The sequence below is a fragment of the Streptomyces sp. NBC_01551 genome, from assembly GCF_026339935.1.
In the GTDB taxonomy this organism is placed as follows: Bacteria; Actinomycetota; Actinomycetes; order Streptomycetales; family Streptomycetaceae; genus Streptomyces.
The window spans coordinates 3,777,501-3,795,797 of record NZ_JAPEPX010000001.1; the positions used below are offsets into that span (position 1 = coordinate 3,777,501).

The window sequence follows — 18,297 nt, forward strand, 5'->3', positions numbered from 1 at the left end:
AAGTCCGTGAAGCCGTTCCGGACCCTTCGGGGAAAGGAAAGTGGTGGAGCCGACGAACCAGACTTGTAGTAGGTAAGCGATGGGGTGACGCAGGAAGGTAGTCCAGCCCGGGCGGTGGTAGTCCCGGGGTAAGGGTGTAGGCCGAGGGGTAGGCAAATCCGTCCCTCATTAAGGCTGAGACCTGATGCCGAGCCGATTGTGGTGAAGTGGATGATCCTATGCTGTCGAGAAAAGCCTCTAGCGAGTTTCATGGCGGCCCGTACCCTAAACCGACTCAGGTGGTCAGGTAGAGAATACCGAGGCGTTCGGGTGAACTATGGTTAAGGAACTCGGCAAAATGCCCCCGTAACTTCGGGAGAAGGGGGCCATCACTGGTGATCGGACTTGCTCCGTGAGCTGGGGGTGGCCGCAGAGACCAGCGAGAAGCGACTGTTTACTAAAAACACAGGTCCGTGCGAAGCCGTAAGGCGATGTATACGGACTGACGCCTGCCCGGTGCTGGAACGTTAAGGGGACCGGTTAGTGCGCTTTCGGGCGTGCGAAGCTGAGAACTTAAGCGCCAGTAAACGGCGGTGGTAACTATAACCATCCTAAGGTAGCGAAATTCCTTGTCGGGTAAGTTCCGACCTGCACGAATGGCGTAACGACTTCTCGACTGTCTCAACCATAGGCCCGGTGAAATTGCACTACGAGTAAAGATGCTCGTTTCGCGCAGCAGGACGGAAAGACCCCGGGACCTTTACTACAGTTTGATATTGGTGTTCGGTTCGGCTTGTGTAGGATAGGTGGGAGACTTTGAAGCAGCCACGCCAGTGGTTGTGGAGTCGTCGTTGAAATACCACTCTGGTCGTGCTGGATGTCTAACCTCGGTCCGTGATCCGGATCAGGGACAGTGTCTGATGGGTAGTTTAACTGGGGCGGTTGCCTCCCAAAGGGTAACGGAGGCGCCCAAAGGTTCCCTCAGCCTGGTTGGCAATCAGGTGTTGAGTGTAAGTGCACAAGGGAGCTTGACTGTGAGACCGACGGGTCGAGCAGGGACGAAAGTCGGGACTAGTGATCCGGCGGTGGCTTGTGGAAGCGCCGTCGCTCAACGGATAAAAGGTACCCCGGGGATAACAGGCTGATCTTCCCCAAGAGTCCATATCGACGGGATGGTTTGGCACCTCGATGTCGGCTCGTCGCATCCTGGGGCTGGAGTCGGTCCCAAGGGTTGGGCTGTTCGCCCATTAAAGCGGTACGCGAGCTGGGTTTAGAACGTCGTGAGACAGTTCGGTCCCTATCCGCTGTGCGCGTAGGAATATTGAGAAGGGCTGTCCCTAGTACGAGAGGACCGGGACGGACGAACCTCTGGTGTGCCAGTTGTCCTGCCAAGGGCATGGCTGGTTGGCTACGTTCGGGAGGGATAACCGCTGAAAGCATCTAAGCGGGAAGCCTGCTTCAAGATGAGTATTCCCACCTCCTTGAGAGGGTAAGGCTCCCAGTAGACGACTGGGTTGATAGGCCAGATGTGGAAGCCCGGTAACGGGTGGAGCTGACTGGTACTAATAGGCCGAGGGCTTGTCCTCAGTTGCTCGCGTCCACTGTGTTAGTTCTGAAGTAACGACCGTGTTGTCATCCGGTTGATATCTTCATAGTGTTTCGGTGGTCATAGCGTTAGGGAAACGCCCGGTTACATTCCGAACCCGGAAGCTAAGCCTTTCAGCGCCGATGGTACTGCAGGGGGGACCCTGTGGGAGAGTAGGACGCCGCCGAACAATCATTGTGGGAAGCCCCGCACCAGGTAACTGGTGCGGGGCTTTTCTGCGTTTACGGGTCGGTGGGCCGTTCGCACCAGGCCCGGTCGGGTTGTCCTGCGGATGCCCGGCATGGGGTTCGGGTTGACGCGGTCTGACTACTCGTAATGTTGTGACATGGGCTACGACCTCGTCATCTTCGACAACGACGGCGTGCTGGTGGACAGTGAGCCGCTCGCCAACGGGATCCTCGCCGGGTACCTGAGCGAGCTGGGACACCCCACCTCCTACGACGAATCCCTCCGCGACTACATGGGGGCGGCCGTGCACCGGGTTCACGACGTCGTCTTCGAGCGGACCGGGGAGCGGTTGCCGGCCGAATTCGACGAGACCCTCCACGCGCGGACGTTCGCCGCGTTCGAGCGCGAGCTGAAGCCCGTGCCGGGTGTGGAAGACGTGCTCGGGGCGCTGACCGCGCAGGGGGTGGCGTACTGCCTGGCCTCCTCCGGGACCCACGAGCGGATCCGGGTCGGGCACCGGGCCGCCGGGATCGACGGGTGGTTCGAGGAGGAGTGGATCTACAGCTCGGAGGACGTCGGGCAGGGGAAGCCCGCCCCGGACCTGTATCTGCACGCGGCGGACCAGATGGGCGTCTTGCCCTCGCGGTGCGTGGTCGTCGAGGACAGCCCGCTCGGGGTGCGGGCCGCCGTCGCCGCGGGGATGGACGTGTACGCGTTCACCGGGATGCTGCCGGCCGAGCGGCTCCCTGGGGCCACCGGGTACTTCGGGGACATGAAGCAGCTGATCGGGCTGCTCGGACTGGAGGCCTGAGCCCGTCCCGTCACCTGCGGGCTGATCACAGCGGACATTGGTGTGTGATCTCTCTACCCACGGGTAGCCCGCGGCCCTACGCTGTGCCGCCATGACAGCTGATGTGCGGCTCCGGCGTGGGCGCGGGGCCCTGGGGTTCAGTTTCTTCGTGCAGGGCGTGACCTTCGCCCTGCTCGTGACCCGGATCCCGGCCATCCAGGACCGGTACGGGATATCCGACGGGCTGCTGCCCGCCTTCCTCGCCGCCGTGCCCGTCCTCGCCGGGGTCGCGAGCGTGGCGACCGAGCACCTCGTGAAGCGGATCGCGCCCGCCGCCGTACTGCGGTGGGCGCAGCCGCTGGTGCTGCTGTCCCTGCTCGGGGTCGGCGCCGGCACGCAGATGTGGCACGTGGCGGTGGCCCTGGGGGCGTTCGGGCTGTCGGTGGGTGCGCTGGACGCGTCCATGAACATGCTCGGCGTCAGTCTCCAGCGGGCGTACGGGCGCAGCATCATGCTCGGCTTTCACGCGTCGTACAGTCTCGGCGGGATCGTGGGGGCGTCGGCGGCCTGGGCCGGGGCGCACTGGCACCTCTCGCTGCTCGCCGGCTACGCCCCGGCGGTGGCCGCGCTGCTGCCGCTCGCGTTCTACGGGAGCCGGTTCTACGTCGGGCAGCAGGGGCAGGGGCAGGGGCAGGGGGAGGTCGCCGAGAAGGGGCTGGGGGCCGGCGGGTTCACGTTGTTGCTGCCGCTGTGCCTCGTGATGGCGTGCGCGTACATCGGGGATTCGACGGTCTCGAACTGGAGCGCCAAGTACCTCCAGGACGTGCTGGGGAGCTCGGAGCAGCTGGCGACGGTCCCGTACAACGTGTACATGGTGACGACCCTGATCGGGCGGGCCGTCGGGGACCTGGGCGTGCGCCGGTTCGGGGCGGTGGCCGTGGTGCGGGTCGGGACGGTGGTGGCCGCGGGCGGGTTCGCGGTGGTGGCCGCCGCGCCCGGGGCGTGGCTGGGGATGCTCGGGTTCACGCTGCTGGGGATCGGGCTGTGCGTGATCGTGCCGCAGACGTTCGCGGCCGCCGGCAGGTTGTTCCCCGGGGCGTCGGACACGGCGATCGCTCGGCTGAACATCTTCAATTACGTCGGGTTCCTGATCGGGTCGCCGCTCGTCGGCGGGATCGGGGACGCGTGGAGCTACCGGGGCGCGATGCTCGTGCCGATGGTGCTGGTGCTGGTGACGCTCTTCTACGCCCGCTCGTTCGGCGCGGAGGGCGCCCGATACGGTGTCCGGCATGAGCGGCCGCGGGTTGTTGATGTGGGACGAGGCGGTAACGAGGTATGACTTCGGACCGAGCCATCCGATGGATCCGGTGCGCCTGGCGCTGACCATGGGCCTGGTGCGCGCCTTCGGGCTGGACCGGGCGATGGAGGTACGGGCGGCCCCGGAGGCCGGGGATTCGACGCTGCGGCTCGTCCACCGCGAGGACTACGTGGCGGCCGTGCGCGAGGTGTCGGCGGATCCCGGGGTGGCCGACGGTTCGTACGGGCTCGGGACCATGGACGATCCGGCGTTCCACGGCATGCACGAGGCGTCCGCGCTGATCGCGGGCCAGTCGGTGGCGGCCGCGGAGGCGATCTGGCACGGGGAGGCCGAGCACGCGGTGAACTTCGCGGGCGGGCTGCACCACGCGATGCCCGGCGGCGCGGCGGGGTTCTGCGTGTACAACGACGCGGCGCTCGCGATCGCGCGGCTGCTGGAGCTGGGGGCCGAGCGGGTCGCGTACGTGGACGTGGACGTGCATCACGGCGACGGGGTGCAGGCGGCGTTCTGGGACGACCCGCGGGTGCTGACGATCTCCCTGCACGAGCATCCCCGGACGCTGTTCCCGCAGACGGGCTGGCCGGAGGAGACGGGCGGGCCGGCCGCCCAGGGCTCGGCGGCGAACGTCGCGCTGCCCGCCGGGACCGGCGACGAGGGCTGGCTGCGGGCGTTCCACGCGACGGTGCCGGAGCTGCTTGCGGACTTCCGGCCGCAGGTGCTGGTGACGCAGCACGGGGCCGATACGCACTTCGAGGACCCGCTGGCCCATCTGGCGGTGTCGCTGGACGCGCAGCGGGCCGTGCAGGAGGCCTGTCACCGGCTCGCGCACGAGCACGCGGGCGGGCGCTGGCTGGCGCTGGGCGGCGGCGGGTACGCGGTGGTGGACGTCGTACCGCGGTCGTGGACGCACCTGGTGGGGATCGCGGCGCACCGGCCGGTGGATCCGGCGGCGGTGGTCCCGGACGCGTGGCGCGACGAGGTGTACGCGCGGACCCGGCAGCCGGCGCCGGCCCGGATGACGGACGGGCGCGATCCGGCCTGGCGGGACTGGGACGCGGGCTACGACCCGGCGGACCGGACGGATCAGGCCGTTCTCGCGACGCGGCGGGCGGTGTTCCCGTTGCGTGGCCTGCTCACGTAAGCCGCTCGCGCGCCGCCCGGGCGCTGTGATGCATCGTTACGCCAACGGTGGGGCTCCTCAGCGGAATTGATGATCCGTCGGATTCGTTGCGGCAGCATCGGAGGGTGTTGAGCACCGCCGCGCTGCGCGCGCATCTGCTGGCCGCCCGGTTGGCCGGGCCCGTCGCGACGTCCCGGGAGGAGAGCCTGCGCAGTTACCGGCTGTTCGCGGCGCGCGATCCGCGGGTGATGCTGGGGCTCGATCCGGAGTGGTGCTGGGGCGAGGGTGACTTACTGCGGCTGATGGCGGACAAGTGCGGGGTCTCGGCGGACCCTTCGCACGTCAGCGGCCCGGACGTGATCGATCCGGAGCGGACGGTGGCGGCCCTGGAGGCGTTCGCGGAGCGGCTGCGCGAGGCGGCCGGGGCGCGGTCGCCCGTCCTGCTCGGGACGGGGCATCCGCACCGGCTCCTGGGCTTCTACGTCAGCTTGGCGCAGGCGTTGTCGGCGGCGGGATGTGATGTCCTCACCCCGGCGCAGGGGGCCGGTGTCGACATGGCGACCCGGTTCGGCGTACGCCCGCACCGCATCGATTACGTACGGGGGGTCGCACTGGTGCGGGAACCCGGCGCGCGGCCACCCGGGAGTGCCACCGGCGCGCACACCCATTCACCGCTGCCGGTTCGGATCGCGCTCGGGGCGCTGGCGGAGGCCGGCGGGCCGCTGCCGGAGCTGGTGGTGGGGGATCACGGGTGGGTCTGCGGCGCAGGTCAGCTCGGTGTGGACGCGATCGGCCTGGCGGACACGGATGATCCGGCGCTGTTCGTGGGAGAGGCCGAGGGGCGCGTCGCGGTGGCCGTTCCGCTTGATGACGGGGTGCGCTCGGACTACTACCGACCGCTCACTCGGTATGTACTCCATCGGGCGAGTCTTTCGGTGGGCCAGGAGTGGCTGTAGCTCCTCTTCCCCACTCGTATCACACGCCCCTACTCTGGGGAGTGAGCGTGCGACGACGAGGAGTAACCGGAGGGGAAGCCGGTGCCCGTCATGCGCGGAAGGTCAAGGTGTGTCATGGCTGCTGGCGAGAGGCCTCTCAGCGAGGTCGTGTTCCTGACCGTGGCAGAGGTTGCCTCGGTGATGCGAGTGTCGAAGATGACCGTGTACCGCCTGGTGCACAACGGTCATCTGCCCGCAATCCGGGTGGGCCGGTCCTTCCGGGTCCCCGAAAACGCGGTCCACGAGTACCTTCGAGAGTCCTATGTGGGGGTGGAGTCGGCCTGAGGGGGACACCTCGGCTCCCCGCGGATGCCCTCGGATTACAAGCTCAGAGCTCGGGCGGGTAGGCTAGGCCGACGTAGGTCGTGTGGGCCCAGACGCCCCGCACCGAGTGAAGAGAAGTGAGCGAGGGTAGTCGTGGGCTCTGTTATCAAGAAGCGGCGCAAGCGGATGGCTAAGAAGAAGCACCGCAAGCTGCTCAAGCGCACCCGCGTCCAGCGTCGTAACAAGAAGTAAACGGCAGCTGTACGTGTTCTCCGCAGCCCCTCCACCATCCTGGTGGAGGGGCTGCGGTGCAGCCGGGGGACTTCTTCGAGGGAGGCGCTGAGCTCGTGGGGAAGGTCGTGCTCGTCACCGGGGCTGCCCGGCAGCTGGGAGGCCGCTTCGTGCGCCGTATCCAGCGCGACCCGGAAGTGGACCGGGTGATCGCCGTGGACGCGGTGACCCCGCCGCACCGGCTCGGATCGGCCGAGTTCGTCCGTACGGACATCAGACAGTCGGCGATCGTGCGCGTGCTGGCCGAGCACGCCGTGGACACGGTGGTCCACCTGGCGGTCACCGGAGGCACCGCGGTGCCGGGTGGCGGCCGCAGCACCGTCAAGGAAACCAACGTCATCGGGACCATGCAGCTCCTCGGGGCCTGCCAGAAGTCCCCGACGGTCCGGCGGCTCGTGGTGAAGTCCAGTACCAGCGTGTACGGGGGCACCTCGCGGGATCCGGCCGTCTTCACCGAGACCACGCAGCCGAAGTCGCTGCCGTCGGGCGGCTTCGCCAAGGACGCCGCCGAGGTCGAGGGCTACGTACGGGGCTTCGCGCGCCGGCGGCCCGACGTGGCCGTGTGCGTGCTGCGTTTCGCGAACATCCTGGGGCCCTACGCCGACTCGGCGCTCGCCGAGTACTTCTCGATGCCGGTGATGCCGACGGTGCTGGGCTACGACCCGCGGCTCCAGTTCGTGCACGAGGACGACGTCGTGGACGTGCTGCGGCTGGCGGCGCGCGAGCCCCGGCGCGGGACGCTGAACAGCGGGACCTTCAACATCGCGGGCGACGGCGTGATGCTGCTGTCGCAGTGCTCGCGGCGGCTGGGGCGGCCCACGGTGCCGCTGCTGCTGCCCGCGGTGACGTGGGTGGGGGCCGCGCTGCGGGCGGTGGGGGTCACGGACTTCTCGCCCGAGCAGATCAGGCTGCTGACGCACGGGCGGGTCGTGGAGACCGCGCAGATGCGCGACACCCTGGGGTTCAAGCCGATGTACACCACCGCCGAGACCTTCCTCGACTTCGCGCGGAGCCGGGGGAACGGGCTGCTGCCGCCGGAGCGGGCGGCGCGGGCGGTGGACCGCGTGGCCGAGGTGCTGAACGCGGATCTGACGAGTGCCGGGGCTACGGCTGAGGGAGCGAAGCGATAGTGGCGGACGCCAAGGTCATTCCGTTCGACGAGGACCGGCCGAGGCGGCGTCCGCCGCGCCGGGTGCGGGTCGCCGCGGCGGCGGAGCCGGAGGCGGTGGCGCCGGACGCGGCGTCAGAGCGGCCCCTGGAGCCCGTGGAGGCGGGTGGCGGCAGCTGGGACCGGCGGATCGCCGGCGGGCTGGCGTTCCTGCGGCGGCGGGTCACCGGGGAGTACGAGGTCGACGACTTCGGCTACGACAAGGAGCTGACGGACCAGGTCCTGATGTCCTTGTTGCGGCCGCTGTACGACAAGTACTTCCGGGTCGAGGTCAAGGGCATCGAGAACATCCCGAAGGAGGGCGGCGCGCTGATCGTGGCGAACCACTCCGGGACTCTCCCGCTGGACGGCCTGATGATGCAGGTCGCGGTGCACGACCACCACCCGGCGCAACGGCACCTGCGGCTGCTGGCGGCGGACCTGGTGTTCATGCTGCCGGTGGTCAACGAGCTGGCGCGCAAGGCGGGGCACACCCTGGCGTGCGCGGAGGACGCGCAGCGGCTGCTGGAGGCCGGGGAGCTGGTCGGTGTCATGCCGGAGGGCTTCAAGGGGATAGGGAAGCCGTTCGGAGAGCGGTACAAGCTCCAGCGGTTCGGGCGGGGCGGGTTCGTGTCGACCGCGCTGCGGGCGGGGACGCCGATCGTGCCGTGCTCGATCGTGGGGGCGGAGGAGATCTACCCGATGGTCGGCAACGCGAAGACGCTGGCGCGCCTGCTGGGGGTCCCGTACTTCCCGATCACGCCGACGTTCCCGTGGCTGGGGCCGCTGGGGGCGGTGCCGTTGCCGACGAAGTGGACCATCCAGTTCGGCGAGCCGATCGCCACGGACGGGTATCCGCCGGAGGCGGCGGAGGACCCGATGCTGATGTTCAACCTCACGGACCAGGTGCGGGAGCAGATCCAGCACACCCTGTACCGCTTGCTCGTGCAGCGGCGGTCCGTGTTCTTCTGACCCCACGCGTCGAACGCCGGCGAGGCTGGATTGGCCTCGCCGGCGTTCGTTTACCCGGCCCGCTACTCCGGTGCGCCCTCCGCGCCCAGGCCCAGGCCCGGGAGGAGGCCCGGCAGGAGGGGTGGGAGGGTGATGTCCGGCTTCGGGAGTTCCGGGGTGACCGCCGAGGGGGCGGGGGACTGGCCCGAGGGCGGGTTCAGGAGCTCGCCCGTACCCCCCAGGAGGCCGCCGGAGGCCGGGGACTTGCTGGTGGCGCCCCCCGCCGGGGATGACGGACCGGCGGGGTGGCCGCCGGCCGTCGGGGTGCCCGGGGAGGCGGCGGGCTGCTGCTTCCCGGCGGGCGTGCTCGGCTTGGCCGAGGACGGTCCCGTCCCGCCGCGGGTCTGCTCCGGTGGCTTCGGGAGCAGGTTCTGTAGCGGCGCCACGTCTTCGTCTATGGCCTGGAAGACCGACTCCACCTCTCCGCCGACGTCGCCCAGCTGTGGCGGGAGCTTGTCGCGGAGCTTTCCCCACGCGTCGCGGTGCGAGCGGGAGAACGACGACAGGGCCTGGATCGGGCCGAGCGAGCCGTCCCGTTCGTACGCGGCCTGGAGGAGCCGGTGGCCCTCCGACGCGTCGTGCTTCATGCCGGCCAGCGCCCGGCGGATCTCGCCCAGGGACTCGTGGTCCAGGACGCCCGTACGGCCGCGCTCCATCAGCCGGCGGGCCTCCGACAGGCGGTTCGAGGCCTGGTCGAGATAGAGCTCGCCCCGGTCCGAATCGTCGTCGGCCATCCCCAGCTTCAGATCCTCCATGCCCCGCTTGACGGGGTAGAGGGAGTCACCCGGCAGGGCGTCCGTGCTGGCAGCGGCCACTCCGCTGAATGCCCCCGCGGCCACACCGACGGTGAGGCCGCCCGCTGCGATGCCCTTGGACCAGCGGGAGCGGGGCCGCAATTTCCGGAGCGAGGTCGCCCGGTGGGCGCCGCGGCCGGTCCGCTGCTCGGGCACCAGAGGGTCCGAGGCGGCACCGCCCCCGGCCCTCTCCTCCAGCACCATGGCCTCCATGGCGGCAACGAGCTGTGCTCGCTGCACCACTTTGACCTCGGGATCCAGCTCCGGGCGCGGCATACGTTCACCGAGCACGTTCGCCAGGGCCAACAACCGGTCGTGGTCAGCAGGTTCGGCAGGTGCCTCGGACTGCTCGGCCGCCGGGTCCGGTTCCGAAGGATCGGATGGGTTCCGATCCTCCAGGGCCTGGGCGAAGGCGTTCGCCCGCCGGTGCGGAGTCACGTTCGCGATCACTGGCGGCACCTCCTCTCGTCATGACGATCGACTCCCCAAGGTGTCCGGAAGGTTGCCTTCCTTGAGCACATCCACCCTTTCGGGTGAGCGGCTTCGGGCAGGGCGTGTCCACAGGGAGCCTGCATTCCGCACAACGAGCGGCGCGGCACTTGGGTTACGGACGAAGGATGATCGGACCACAGCGTCATCAGAGTCAGGTTGTTTTGTCGTGTAGGCGCGGCAGCGGGCGGGGGAGTGACGTCGGTGCGGGGGCACCCTCAGCGGGCGTCGTCCGGGAGAAGGCGGGCCAGGGTGCGCACCGCCCGGTACTGGAGCGTCTTGATGGCGCCCTCGTTCTTCCCCATCACACGGGCCGTCTCGGCGACCGAGAGGCCCTGGAGGAAGCGCAGGGTCACGCACTCCTGCTGCTGCGGATTGAGTTTCCGTACGGCCTCCAGCAGGGCCGCGTTGGACAGGGACTCCAGGACGGAGTCCTCGGGGGACCGTTCCACCTCGTTGGCGTCCAGCATTTCGCCGGTCGTCACTTCGAGCCGGAAACGGCTCGATTTGAAGTGGTCCGCGACCAGGTTGCGGGCGATCGTCACCAGCCAGGCGCCGAAGTCGCGGCCCTGCCAGGTGAAGGTGGAGATGCGGCGCAGCGCGCGCAGGAAGGTCTCGCTGGTGAGATCCTCCGCCGTCGCCTTGCCGCCGACCCGGTAGTAGATGTACCGGTACACGGTGTCGCTGTACTGGTCGTAGAGCCGGCCGAAGGCCTCGGCCTCTCCGGCCTGGGCGCGTTCGACCAGGTCCATCATGCGGGCCTGGTCGCTGTCCGCGGTGGGGCGGCGGGCGGTGGGGGCGCTCGTGCCGGTGGCACCGCCGCCCGCGTTCCCGGCCGTGCGACCGCGTCTGCCCACGGTCGCTCCGCCGTCGGTCAGGGCATAGCAAGGACCGGCCGGGCCGAGGCCGGCAGGGACGGCGGCGGCGAAGGCGGGGACGGCGTACGCGGTGGGGACGAAGCCGCGCAGGTGGTCGAGGACCGTTGCGCGCAGCGTAGCCAGGCCCGAGGCGTCAACCCCGACAGGTGGGTACACGGGACTCCCAGAGGCAGAGCTTCCATCACGTGCAGTGCGGGACCGTTCACCCGTCGTGGCGACAGATGGCCGGTGGCATGCGTTTGAGGAGAATAACGCTTCGTACAGGCAGCGCTACACCCAGTTGCTCAAATCACCGATTCCGACACTTCTGTTGCGTGTCGAGGGCATATTCAGTCGCAGTTGGTGATCGCTTCTTGATCGGTTGGCGGCGCGGAATGGACGCTTCCGAGGTGGCTCGCGACCGAGTCGGGCATGCCGGAGTGCCGTGCCGAAGGCACGGGTAGGGGTGAGGGATCGCTCCCGGGGCAGCGGGCCGGGAGGGCGGCGCGGAGCCGCCCGCGGGCGTGCGGGTGCTCCGGCGCAGGCGGGCGCCGGGTGCCGGTGCCCCGGTGTGTCAGCGGCGGCGGCGGTGCAGGGCGATGGCGGCGGCCGCGCCGCCCGCGATCGCGCCGACTCCGGCGGCGGCGGGGACGCCGACCTTCACGGCCTTGCGGCCGGTCCGATAGTCGCGCAGCCGCCAGTCGTTGGCCCTGGCATGCTTGCGCAGTTTTGTGTCGGGATTGATCGCGTACGGGTGCCCGACGAGCGACAGCATCGGGATGTCGTTGTGCGAATCGCTGTACGCGGCGCAGCGTTCGAGATCGAGTCCCTCGGCGGCGGCCAGCGCGCGGACGGCCTCGGCCTTCGCGGGGCCGTGCAGCGGCTCGCCGACGAGCCGGCCGGTGTAGACGCCGTCCACGGACTCGGCGACGGTGCCCAGGGCGCCGGTCAGGCCGAGGCGGCGGGCGATGATCGTGGCGGTCTCGACGGGGGCGGCCGTGACGAGCCAGACCTTCTGTCCGGCGTCGAGGTGGGCCTGGGCCAGGGCGCGGGTGCCCGGCCAGATCCGCTCGGCCATGTACTCGTCGTAGATCTCCTCGCCGATCGACATGAGCTCGCTGACCCTGTGGCCCTTGACGATGGACAGGGCGCTGTCGCGGGCGTCCTGCATGTGCTCGGGGTCCTCGACGCCGGCCAACCGGAACCAGGCCTGCTGCCACGCGAAGCGGGCGAGCTCGCGCCGCTGGAAGAACTCCCGCTTGTAGAGGCCGCGTCCGAAGTGGAAGATCGCGGCGCCCTGCATGACGGTGTTGTCGAGGTCGAAGAAGGCGGCGGCCAGTTCGTCACCGGCGACGGGGAACGGGGCCGGGGCGGCCGCGGCGGCCTCATCGGCCTCCGCCTGCGCCGTGTTGACCTCGGCGTTCTCGGTTTCCTCGGTGATTTCGGCATCCGGCGCACCGGTCAGAGCGGTCTTGCGGGCGGCCTCGGCCGAGGCCTCGCCTGCCAGCACGCTCCGCGCGGTCGCGGAGCGCCTACGGGGGGTGAGCCATCCCAGAGCGGCCATGACGCGAGCATAGCCACTGTGTTCGGGAGTTCCCGAACCGATGGGATGCGGAGGCGTGAACTCTTCGGGGCGGGGGTGTTACGGGCGGCGCGGGAGAATGGTGCGCATGAGCCCTTTGCTGCGCCGTAAGGAAAAGAAGCGCCCCGAGGACCGGATGGTCACGCTCATCGGGAAGCCGGGGTGTCATCTCTGCGATGACGCACAGGAAGTGATCGAGAAGGTGTGCGCCGAGACCGGTGCACAGTGGGAGAAGAAGGACATCTCGCAGGACGAAGAGCTCTACCGGCTCCACTGGGAGCAGATCCCGGTGGTCCTGGTCGATGGTGAACAGCACACCTTCTGGCGGGTGAACCCTGAGAGGCTTCGCCGGGCATTGGGAGCCTGACCGCCCGGGCGGTTACCATCATGGGCGATTTATGGGGACTCGGGGGCGTATCGATGAGGAGTGTGTACGGTTTTGCCCCCATCCGGATTTGAACGGGTTCGGCCCGTTCCCGGTTCCCGCCCTGTGCGCCCGGACCGCGTGACCCCGGTCACTTTGCTCGGACAAAGCGGACACAATCTTTGTGCACGCGTTCACAAAGACATAGCCTGCTTTCGACGGGGCGGTCTAGGGACAAGTGACCGCCTGCAGCCCCGCTCATCCCGCAGGAGCATCGTGGCAACTGGCCGAACTCACCGACCGGCGACCCGCAGCCGAGGTATTCCCGAGGCCACGGTCGCCCGGCTTCCGCTGTACTTGCGCGCCCTCACCGCGCTCTCCGAGCGATCGGTGCCCACGGTGTCCTCCGAGGAGCTCGCGGCCGCCGCCGGAGTCAACTCCGCGAAGCTGCGCAAGGACTTCTCGTACCTCGGCTCCTACGGGACGCGCGGTGTCGGCTACGACGTCGAGTACCTCGTCTACCAGATCTCGCGCGAGCTCGGCCTGACGCAGGACTGGCCGGTTGTCATCGTCGGCATCGGTAACCTCGGCGCCGCCCTGGCCAACTACGGCGGTTTCTCCGCGCGCGGGTTCCGCGTCGCGGCCCTCATCGACGCCGACCCGGCCATGGCCGGGAAGCCGGTCGCCGGCATGCCCGTGCAGCACACCGATGATCTGGAGAAGATCATCTCGGAGAACGGCGTCTCGATCGGCGTGATCGCGACCCCCGCGGGCGCGGCGCAGCAGGTCAGCGAGCGGCTGATCGCGGCGGGCGTGACCTCCATCCTGAACTTCGCGCCGACCGTGCTGTCCGTGCCCGAGGGCGTGGACGTGCGCAAGGTCGACCTGTCGATCGAGCTCCAGATCCTGGCGTTCCACGAGCAGCGCAAGGCGGGCGAGGAAGCGGCGGCCGCCGGGATCGTCGACGCCGGCGAGGCGGACGGCGGCGCGGGTGCCAGCGCGGGTGCCGGCGCGGGTGCCGGTTCCGGCGATGACGCCGGCGTCGGCACGGGGGCGGCTCCGGCCGCGGCCCTGATGCCGCCCGCCGGGCGCGGCGCCGCCGCCGCGCGCAAGGGCGGTCCCGAGGGCGACGTTCCGGCGGTGATGCCGGCATGAGTCTGCTCGTCGTGGGGCTGAGCCATCGCAGCGCGCCGGTCAGCGTGCTGGAGCGGGCCTCCCTGAACGCCGACGCCAAGGTGAAGCTGCTGCACGACACGCTGGCCGCGGAGCCGGCGGCGGAGGCGGCGGTGCTCGCCACGTGCAACCGGATCGAGCTGTACGCGGACGTGGACAAGTTCCACGCCGGTGTCGCCGAGCTGTCGACGCTGCTCGCGCAGCACAGCGGGGTGGCTCTGGAGGAGCTCACTCCGTACCTGTACGTGCACTACGAGGACCGGGCGGTGCACCACCTGTTCTCGGTGGCGTGCGGGCTGGACTCGATGGTGGTCGGCGAGGGCCAGATCCTCGGCCAGATCAAGGACGCGCTGGCGCTGGGGCAGGAGCTGCACACCGCCGGGCGCCTGATCAACGATCTCTTCCAGCAGGCGCTGCGGGTCGGCAAGCGGGCGCACTCGGAGACCGGGATCGACCGGGCCGGACAGTCGCTGGTGACGTTCGGCCTGGAGCAGCTGGCCGTGCACCTGCCGGTGGGGGAGTGGGCCGCCGGCAAGCGGGCGCTGGTCATCGGGGCCGGATCGATGTCGTCGCTGGCGGCGGCGACGCTGGCGCGGGTCGGCGTCGCCGAGGTCGTGGTGGCGAACCGGACCGCCGAGCGGGCGGAGCGTTTGGTCGAGATTCTGGTTGCCTCGGGCACCGGGGTGCGGGCCCGTTCTGTCGCGATGGCGTCCGTCGCCGATGAGCTGACACGTGTTGACGTGGTCGTCTCCTGCACGGGGGCCACCGGGCTGGTGCTGACCGGGGACGACGTGGCCGCCGCGCTGGCCGCGGGTGGCCCCGCGGGGCTGATCCCCTCCCCGCCCCTTCCCGATTCCCGGGGCTTCGCCCCGGCCCCCGCGCCTCAAACGCCGATGGGGCTGGATGTGGCCGGCGCCGTTGACGCCGGGGTCGTGGCGCGGCTCGCGGCTGCCGCCGCGGCCGGGGTGCGGCTCGCCGACGGTGGCGTCGCGCGCACCATCGCCCCCGGCGCCGACCGCGACGGCTGCCCGGTCGACGCGCCGGCCGGCGACGGTCGCGCCGCGATCGCCGGGGTGGACGCCAGTTCGCTCGAACTGCACGGGACCTGGGCCGACCAGGGGGAGGCCGCCGCGCAGCGGCAGCCCCGGCGTGGGGTGCGGGCGCACGTGGACGGGGTCGCCGTGCGGCTCGCGCTGCTGGACCTGGCCATGCCCCGGGACATCGACGCCGCCGTGCACCGGATCCCCGGGGTGCGGCTCGTGGACATCGAGTCGCTCGCCGAGGCCTCCGCCGACGCGCCCATGGCTGCCGATGTGGACGCCGTACGTGGGATAGTCGCCGAGGAAGTGGCCGCCTTCGGCGCCGCGCAGCGGGCCGCTCACATCACGCCCACCGTCGTGGCCCTGCGGGCGATGGCCGCCGAGGTCGTGGCCATGGAAGTGGCCCGCCTCGACGGGCGGGTCCCCGACCTCGACGAACGGCAGCGGGCTGAAGTGACTCAGACCGTGCGGCGCGTCGTGGACAAGCTGCTCCACGCGCCCACCGTGCGCGTCAAGCAGCTCGCGAGCGAGCCCGGCGGCGCCGGGTACGCGGAGGCGCTGCGCGAACTCTTCGATCTCGACCCGCAGACGGTGGCCTCCGTCAGCCGGGCGGACGCGGCAGACAAGAACGACGACTCAGGACGGGCATCATGAATCCACGTCTCGACCAGCCCCTGCGGCTCGGCACGCGGCGCAGCAAGCTGGCCATGTCCCAGTCCGGCCATGTCGCCGACGCGGTACGGGCGATCACCGGTCGGCCCGTCGAGCTCGTGGAGATCACGACGTACGGGGACGTGTCCCGTGAGAACCTCGCGCAGATCGGCGGCACCGGCGTCTTCGTGACGGCGCTGCGCGACGCCCTGCTGCGCGGTGACGTCGACTTCGCCGTGCACTCGCTGAAGGACCTGCCGACCGCGCAGCCCGACGACCTCGTGATCGCGGCCATGCCGCTCCGCGAGGACCCGCGCGACGCGCTCGTCGCCCGGGACGGGCTGACCTTCGAGCAGCTGCCCGACGGTGCCCGCATCGGCACCGGTTCGCCGCGCCGCACGGCGCAGCTCAACCACTACGCGCGGGCCCTCGGCAAGCGCATCGAGACCGTCGCCATTCGGGGGAATGTCGACACCCGGATCGGGTTCGTGCGCGACGGCGAGCTCGATGCCGTCGTCCTCGCGGCCGCCGGGCTCAACCGGATCGGCCGCAGTGATGAAGCGACCGACCTGCTGTCCGTGGACAGCGTGCTGCCGGCTCCGGGCCAGGGCGCCCTGGCCGTGGAGTGCCTCGCGTCCAACGCGGAGCTCATCGCCGCGCTCGGCCGGCTCGACGACCCGCACACCCGGGCCGCCGTGACCGCCGAGCGTTCCCTGCTCGCCGCCCTGGAGGCCGGCTGCAGCGCCCCCGTGGGCGCGCTCGCCGACCTTCTGGCCGACGGGCAGATTGTCAATGAAATGCGCCTGCGCGGCGTCGTCGGCACCCTCGACGGCTCGACGCTCGTGCAGCTGTCCACCACCGGACCCGTGCCCCAGTCGTACGACGAGGCCATGGCGCTCGGCCGCGAACTCGCGGACGAGATGCTGGCCAAGGGCGCGGCCGGTCTTATGGGGGAGCGATCGCTTTGAACCCCTCAAGTCCGACCACCTCCGCCTTTCCGGCCGTCGCCGCACAGGGGCACGTCACCTTCCTCGGTGCCGGCCCCGGCGATCCGGGTCTGCTGACGCTGCGCGCCGTCGAGGCGCTCACCGCCGCGGACGTACTGATCGCGGAGCCCGAGGTGCTCGACGTCGTACGGACCCATGCGCGCGCGAGTGTCGACACGCCGCAGCTGACGGTCGCTGACGAGGCGTCAGCAGCCGCCGGGATCCCGGCGATCCGGGACGCCGCCAATCTTGTCATGGAGGCCGCGCGCTCCGGCAGGCGGGTCGTGCGTGCCGTCACCGGAGACCCCGGGCTCGACGGGAACGCGGCCCAGGAGATGCTCGCCTGCGCCACCGCGGGGATCCCCTTCGAGGTGGTTCCCGGTGTCGCGACCGCCGTCGGCGTGCCCGCCTACGCGGGCGTTCCGCTGCGCGGCGAGCAGGGCGCGGACGTCCGCTTCGTCGACGCCCGTACCGCCTCGGCGCGCTGCTGGAGCGAGGTCGGCGCCAGCGACGGTGTCCTCGTCGTCTCCGCGACCCTGGAGACGGTGTCCGCCGCGGCCGCCGAGCTGGTGAGCGCCGGGCGCAAGCCCGACACCCCGCTGACCGTGACCGTGGGCGGCACGACGACCCGCCAGCGCACCTGGTGCGCGACGCTCGGCACCATCGCCGCGGTGTTCAAGCAGGGCAAGGTGCTCCCCTCCCCCGAGGGCGGCCGCCCGGTGATAGCCGTGGTCGGTGAGCACGGTGCCACCGCGCGCCGCGAGGAGCTGGCCTGGTTCGAGTCGAAGCCGCTGTTCGGCTGGCGGGTGCTCGTGCCGCGTACCAAGGAGCAGGCCGCTTCGCTCTCCGACCAGCTGCGTTCGTACGGCGCGGTGCCGCACGAGGTGCCGACCATCGCCGTGGAGCCGCCGCGCACCCCGCAGCAGATGGAGCGGGCCGTGAAGGGGCTCGTCACCGGACGCTACGAGTGGATCGCCTTCACCTCGGTCAACGCCGTGAAGGCCGTCCGGGAGAAGTTCGAGGAGTACGGGCTCGACGCCCGCGCCTTCGCCGGGATCAAGGTCGCCGCCGTGGGCGAGCAGACCGCCGCCGCGCTCGTCGAGTTCGGCGTCAAGCCGGACCTGGTGCCCAGCGGCGAGCAGTCCGCGGCCGGGCTGCTGGAGGACTGGCCGCCCTACGACCCGGTCTTCGACCCGATCGACCGCGTCTTCCTGCCGCGCGCCGACATCGCGACCGAGACGCTGGTCGCGGGCCTGATAGAGCTCGGCTGGGAGGTCGACGACGTCACGGCCTACCGCACCGTCCGGGCCTCGCCGCCGCCGGCGGACACCCGTGAGGCGATCAAGGGCGGCGGCTTCGACGCCGTTCTCTTCACGTCGTCCTCGACGGTGCGCAACCTCGTCGGCATCGCCGGCAAGCCGCACAACGTCACCGTCATCGCCTGCATCGGACCGGCGACCGCCAAGACGGCGGAGGAGCACGGCCTGCGCGTCGACGTCCTGTCGCCCGAGCCGAGCGTCAGCAAGCTGGCCGAGGCCCTCGCCGAGTACGGCGCGGCCCGCCGTGAGGCGGCCAAGGAGGCCGGCGAGACGGTGTTCCGCCCGAGCGAGCGCCGCCCCGGCGCGCGGCGGCGCCGCACCACCTGACCGGTGGGCAGAGGCTGATCAGGGCC

Annotated in this window: 16 protein-coding genes and 2 rRNA genes (1 of these 18 cut by a window edge); 15 read left to right on the plus strand and 3 right to left on the minus strand. The window is 70.4% G+C overall.

Going from position 1 to position 18,297, the window contains the following annotated elements; all coding sequences use genetic code 11:
* The 10 genes from OG982_RS16995 to OG982_RS17040 form a co-directional block, all read left to right on the plus strand.
* A 23S ribosomal RNA gene (locus tag OG982_RS16995) occupies positions 1 to 1,565 on the plus strand; it begins 1,557 nt to the left of the window's first position.
* Between the two features lie 72 nt (positions 1,566 to 1,637).
* Positions 1,638 to 1,754: ribosomal RNA gene (gene rrf / locus OG982_RS17000) — 5S ribosomal RNA — on the plus strand.
* Positions 1,755 to 1,910: 156 nt separating this feature from the next.
* Positions 1,911 to 2,564: an HAD family phosphatase gene (locus tag OG982_RS17005; protein WP_266785896.1), complete on the plus strand. Its 654-nt coding sequence runs from the start codon at positions 1,911 to 1,913 to the stop codon at positions 2,562 to 2,564.
* A 91-nt stretch (positions 2,565 to 2,655) separates the two neighbouring features.
* A complete protein-coding gene (locus OG982_RS17010) occupies positions 2,656 to 3,882 on the plus strand; it encodes an MFS transporter (RefSeq protein WP_266948817.1) in 1,227 nt (408 codons plus the stop codon).
* The gene (locus tag OG982_RS17015) at positions 3,833 to 5,002 is read left to right on the plus strand and encodes an acetoin utilization protein AcuC (RefSeq protein ID WP_266785892.1); all 1,170 of its coding nucleotides are present in this window, start codon (positions 3,833 to 3,835) and stop codon (positions 5,000 to 5,002) included. The genes OG982_RS17010 and OG982_RS17015 overlap by 50 nt, the downstream gene beginning before the upstream one ends.
* A gap of 104 nt (positions 5,003 to 5,106) precedes the next feature.
* A complete protein-coding gene (locus OG982_RS17020; protein WP_266785890.1) occupies positions 5,107 to 5,937 on the plus strand; it encodes a phosphatase in 831 nt (276 codons plus the stop codon).
* 114 nt (positions 5,938 to 6,051) lie between these two features.
* Positions 6,052 to 6,261, plus strand: coding sequence for a helix-turn-helix domain-containing protein (locus OG982_RS17025; protein ID WP_158708561.1), 210 nt, complete (start codon positions 6,052 to 6,054; stop codon positions 6,259 to 6,261).
* Between the two features lie 132 nt (positions 6,262 to 6,393).
* Complete coding sequence (locus tag OG982_RS17030; RefSeq protein ID WP_003948845.1) at positions 6,394 to 6,492, plus strand: AURKAIP1/COX24 domain-containing protein; 99 nt, start codon at positions 6,394 to 6,396, stop codon at positions 6,490 to 6,492.
* A gap of 95 nt (positions 6,493 to 6,587) precedes the next feature.
* Complete coding sequence (locus tag OG982_RS17035) at positions 6,588 to 7,661, plus strand: NAD-dependent epimerase/dehydratase family protein (protein WP_266785886.1); 1,074 nt, start codon at positions 6,588 to 6,590, stop codon at positions 7,659 to 7,661.
* Positions 7,661 to 8,650 carry a lysophospholipid acyltransferase family protein gene (locus OG982_RS17040; RefSeq protein WP_266785884.1) on the plus strand — a complete coding sequence of 330 codons (990 nt, stop codon included), beginning with the start codon at positions 7,661 to 7,663 and terminating at the stop codon, positions 8,648 to 8,650. The genes OG982_RS17035 and OG982_RS17040 overlap by 1 nt, the downstream gene beginning before the upstream one ends.
* A gap of 62 nt (positions 8,651 to 8,712) precedes the next feature.
* Here the strand turns inward: OG982_RS17040 and OG982_RS17045 are convergent, their stop codons facing one another.
* From OG982_RS17045 to OG982_RS17055, 3 genes are all read right to left on the minus strand, one after another.
* Positions 8,713 to 9,933, minus strand: a complete 1,221-nt coding sequence (locus OG982_RS17045) for a DUF5667 domain-containing protein (RefSeq protein WP_266948819.1) — start codon at positions 9,931 to 9,933, stop codon at positions 8,713 to 8,715.
* 257 nt (positions 9,934 to 10,190) lie between these two features.
* Entirely contained in the window at positions 10,191 to 11,006 is an 816-nt protein-coding gene (locus tag OG982_RS17050; RefSeq protein WP_266785880.1) for an ECF subfamily RNA polymerase sigma factor, BldN family, read from the minus strand.
* Positions 11,007 to 11,403: 397 nt separating this feature from the next.
* Complete coding sequence (locus OG982_RS17055) at positions 11,404 to 12,393, minus strand: HAD family phosphatase (protein WP_266785878.1); 990 nt, start codon at positions 12,391 to 12,393, stop codon at positions 11,404 to 11,406.
* Positions 12,394 to 12,499: 106 nt separating this feature from the next.
* Between OG982_RS17055 and OG982_RS17060 the strand changes: the two genes are divergently transcribed.
* The 5 genes from OG982_RS17060 to OG982_RS17080 all read left to right on the plus strand — a co-directional run bounded on the left by OG982_RS17060 (position 12,500) and on the right by OG982_RS17080 (position 18,271).
* Positions 12,500 to 12,778, plus strand: a complete 279-nt coding sequence (locus OG982_RS17060; protein ID WP_266785876.1) for a glutaredoxin family protein — start codon at positions 12,500 to 12,502, stop codon at positions 12,776 to 12,778.
* Between the two features lie 273 nt (positions 12,779 to 13,051).
* Entirely contained in the window at positions 13,052 to 13,930 is an 879-nt protein-coding gene (locus OG982_RS17065; protein ID WP_266948820.1) for a redox-sensing transcriptional repressor Rex, read from the plus strand.
* Positions 13,927 to 15,642 carry a glutamyl-tRNA reductase gene (locus OG982_RS17070; RefSeq protein WP_266785872.1) on the plus strand — a complete coding sequence of 572 codons (1,716 nt, stop codon included), beginning with the start codon at positions 13,927 to 13,929 and terminating at the stop codon, positions 15,640 to 15,642. The genes OG982_RS17065 and OG982_RS17070 overlap by 4 nt, the downstream gene beginning before the upstream one ends.
* Positions 15,639 to 16,607, plus strand: a complete 969-nt coding sequence (gene hemC, locus OG982_RS17075) for a hydroxymethylbilane synthase (RefSeq protein WP_266785870.1) — start codon at positions 15,639 to 15,641, stop codon at positions 16,605 to 16,607. Before OG982_RS17070 ends, hemC begins: the two co-directional genes overlap by 4 nt.
* The gene (locus OG982_RS17080; protein ID WP_266785868.1) at positions 16,604 to 18,271 is read left to right on the plus strand and encodes a bifunctional uroporphyrinogen-III C-methyltransferase/uroporphyrinogen-III synthase; all 1,668 of its coding nucleotides are present in this window, start codon (positions 16,604 to 16,606) and stop codon (positions 18,269 to 18,271) included. Before hemC ends, OG982_RS17080 begins: the two co-directional genes overlap by 4 nt.
* Positions 18,272 to 18,297: the final 26 nt, after the last annotated feature.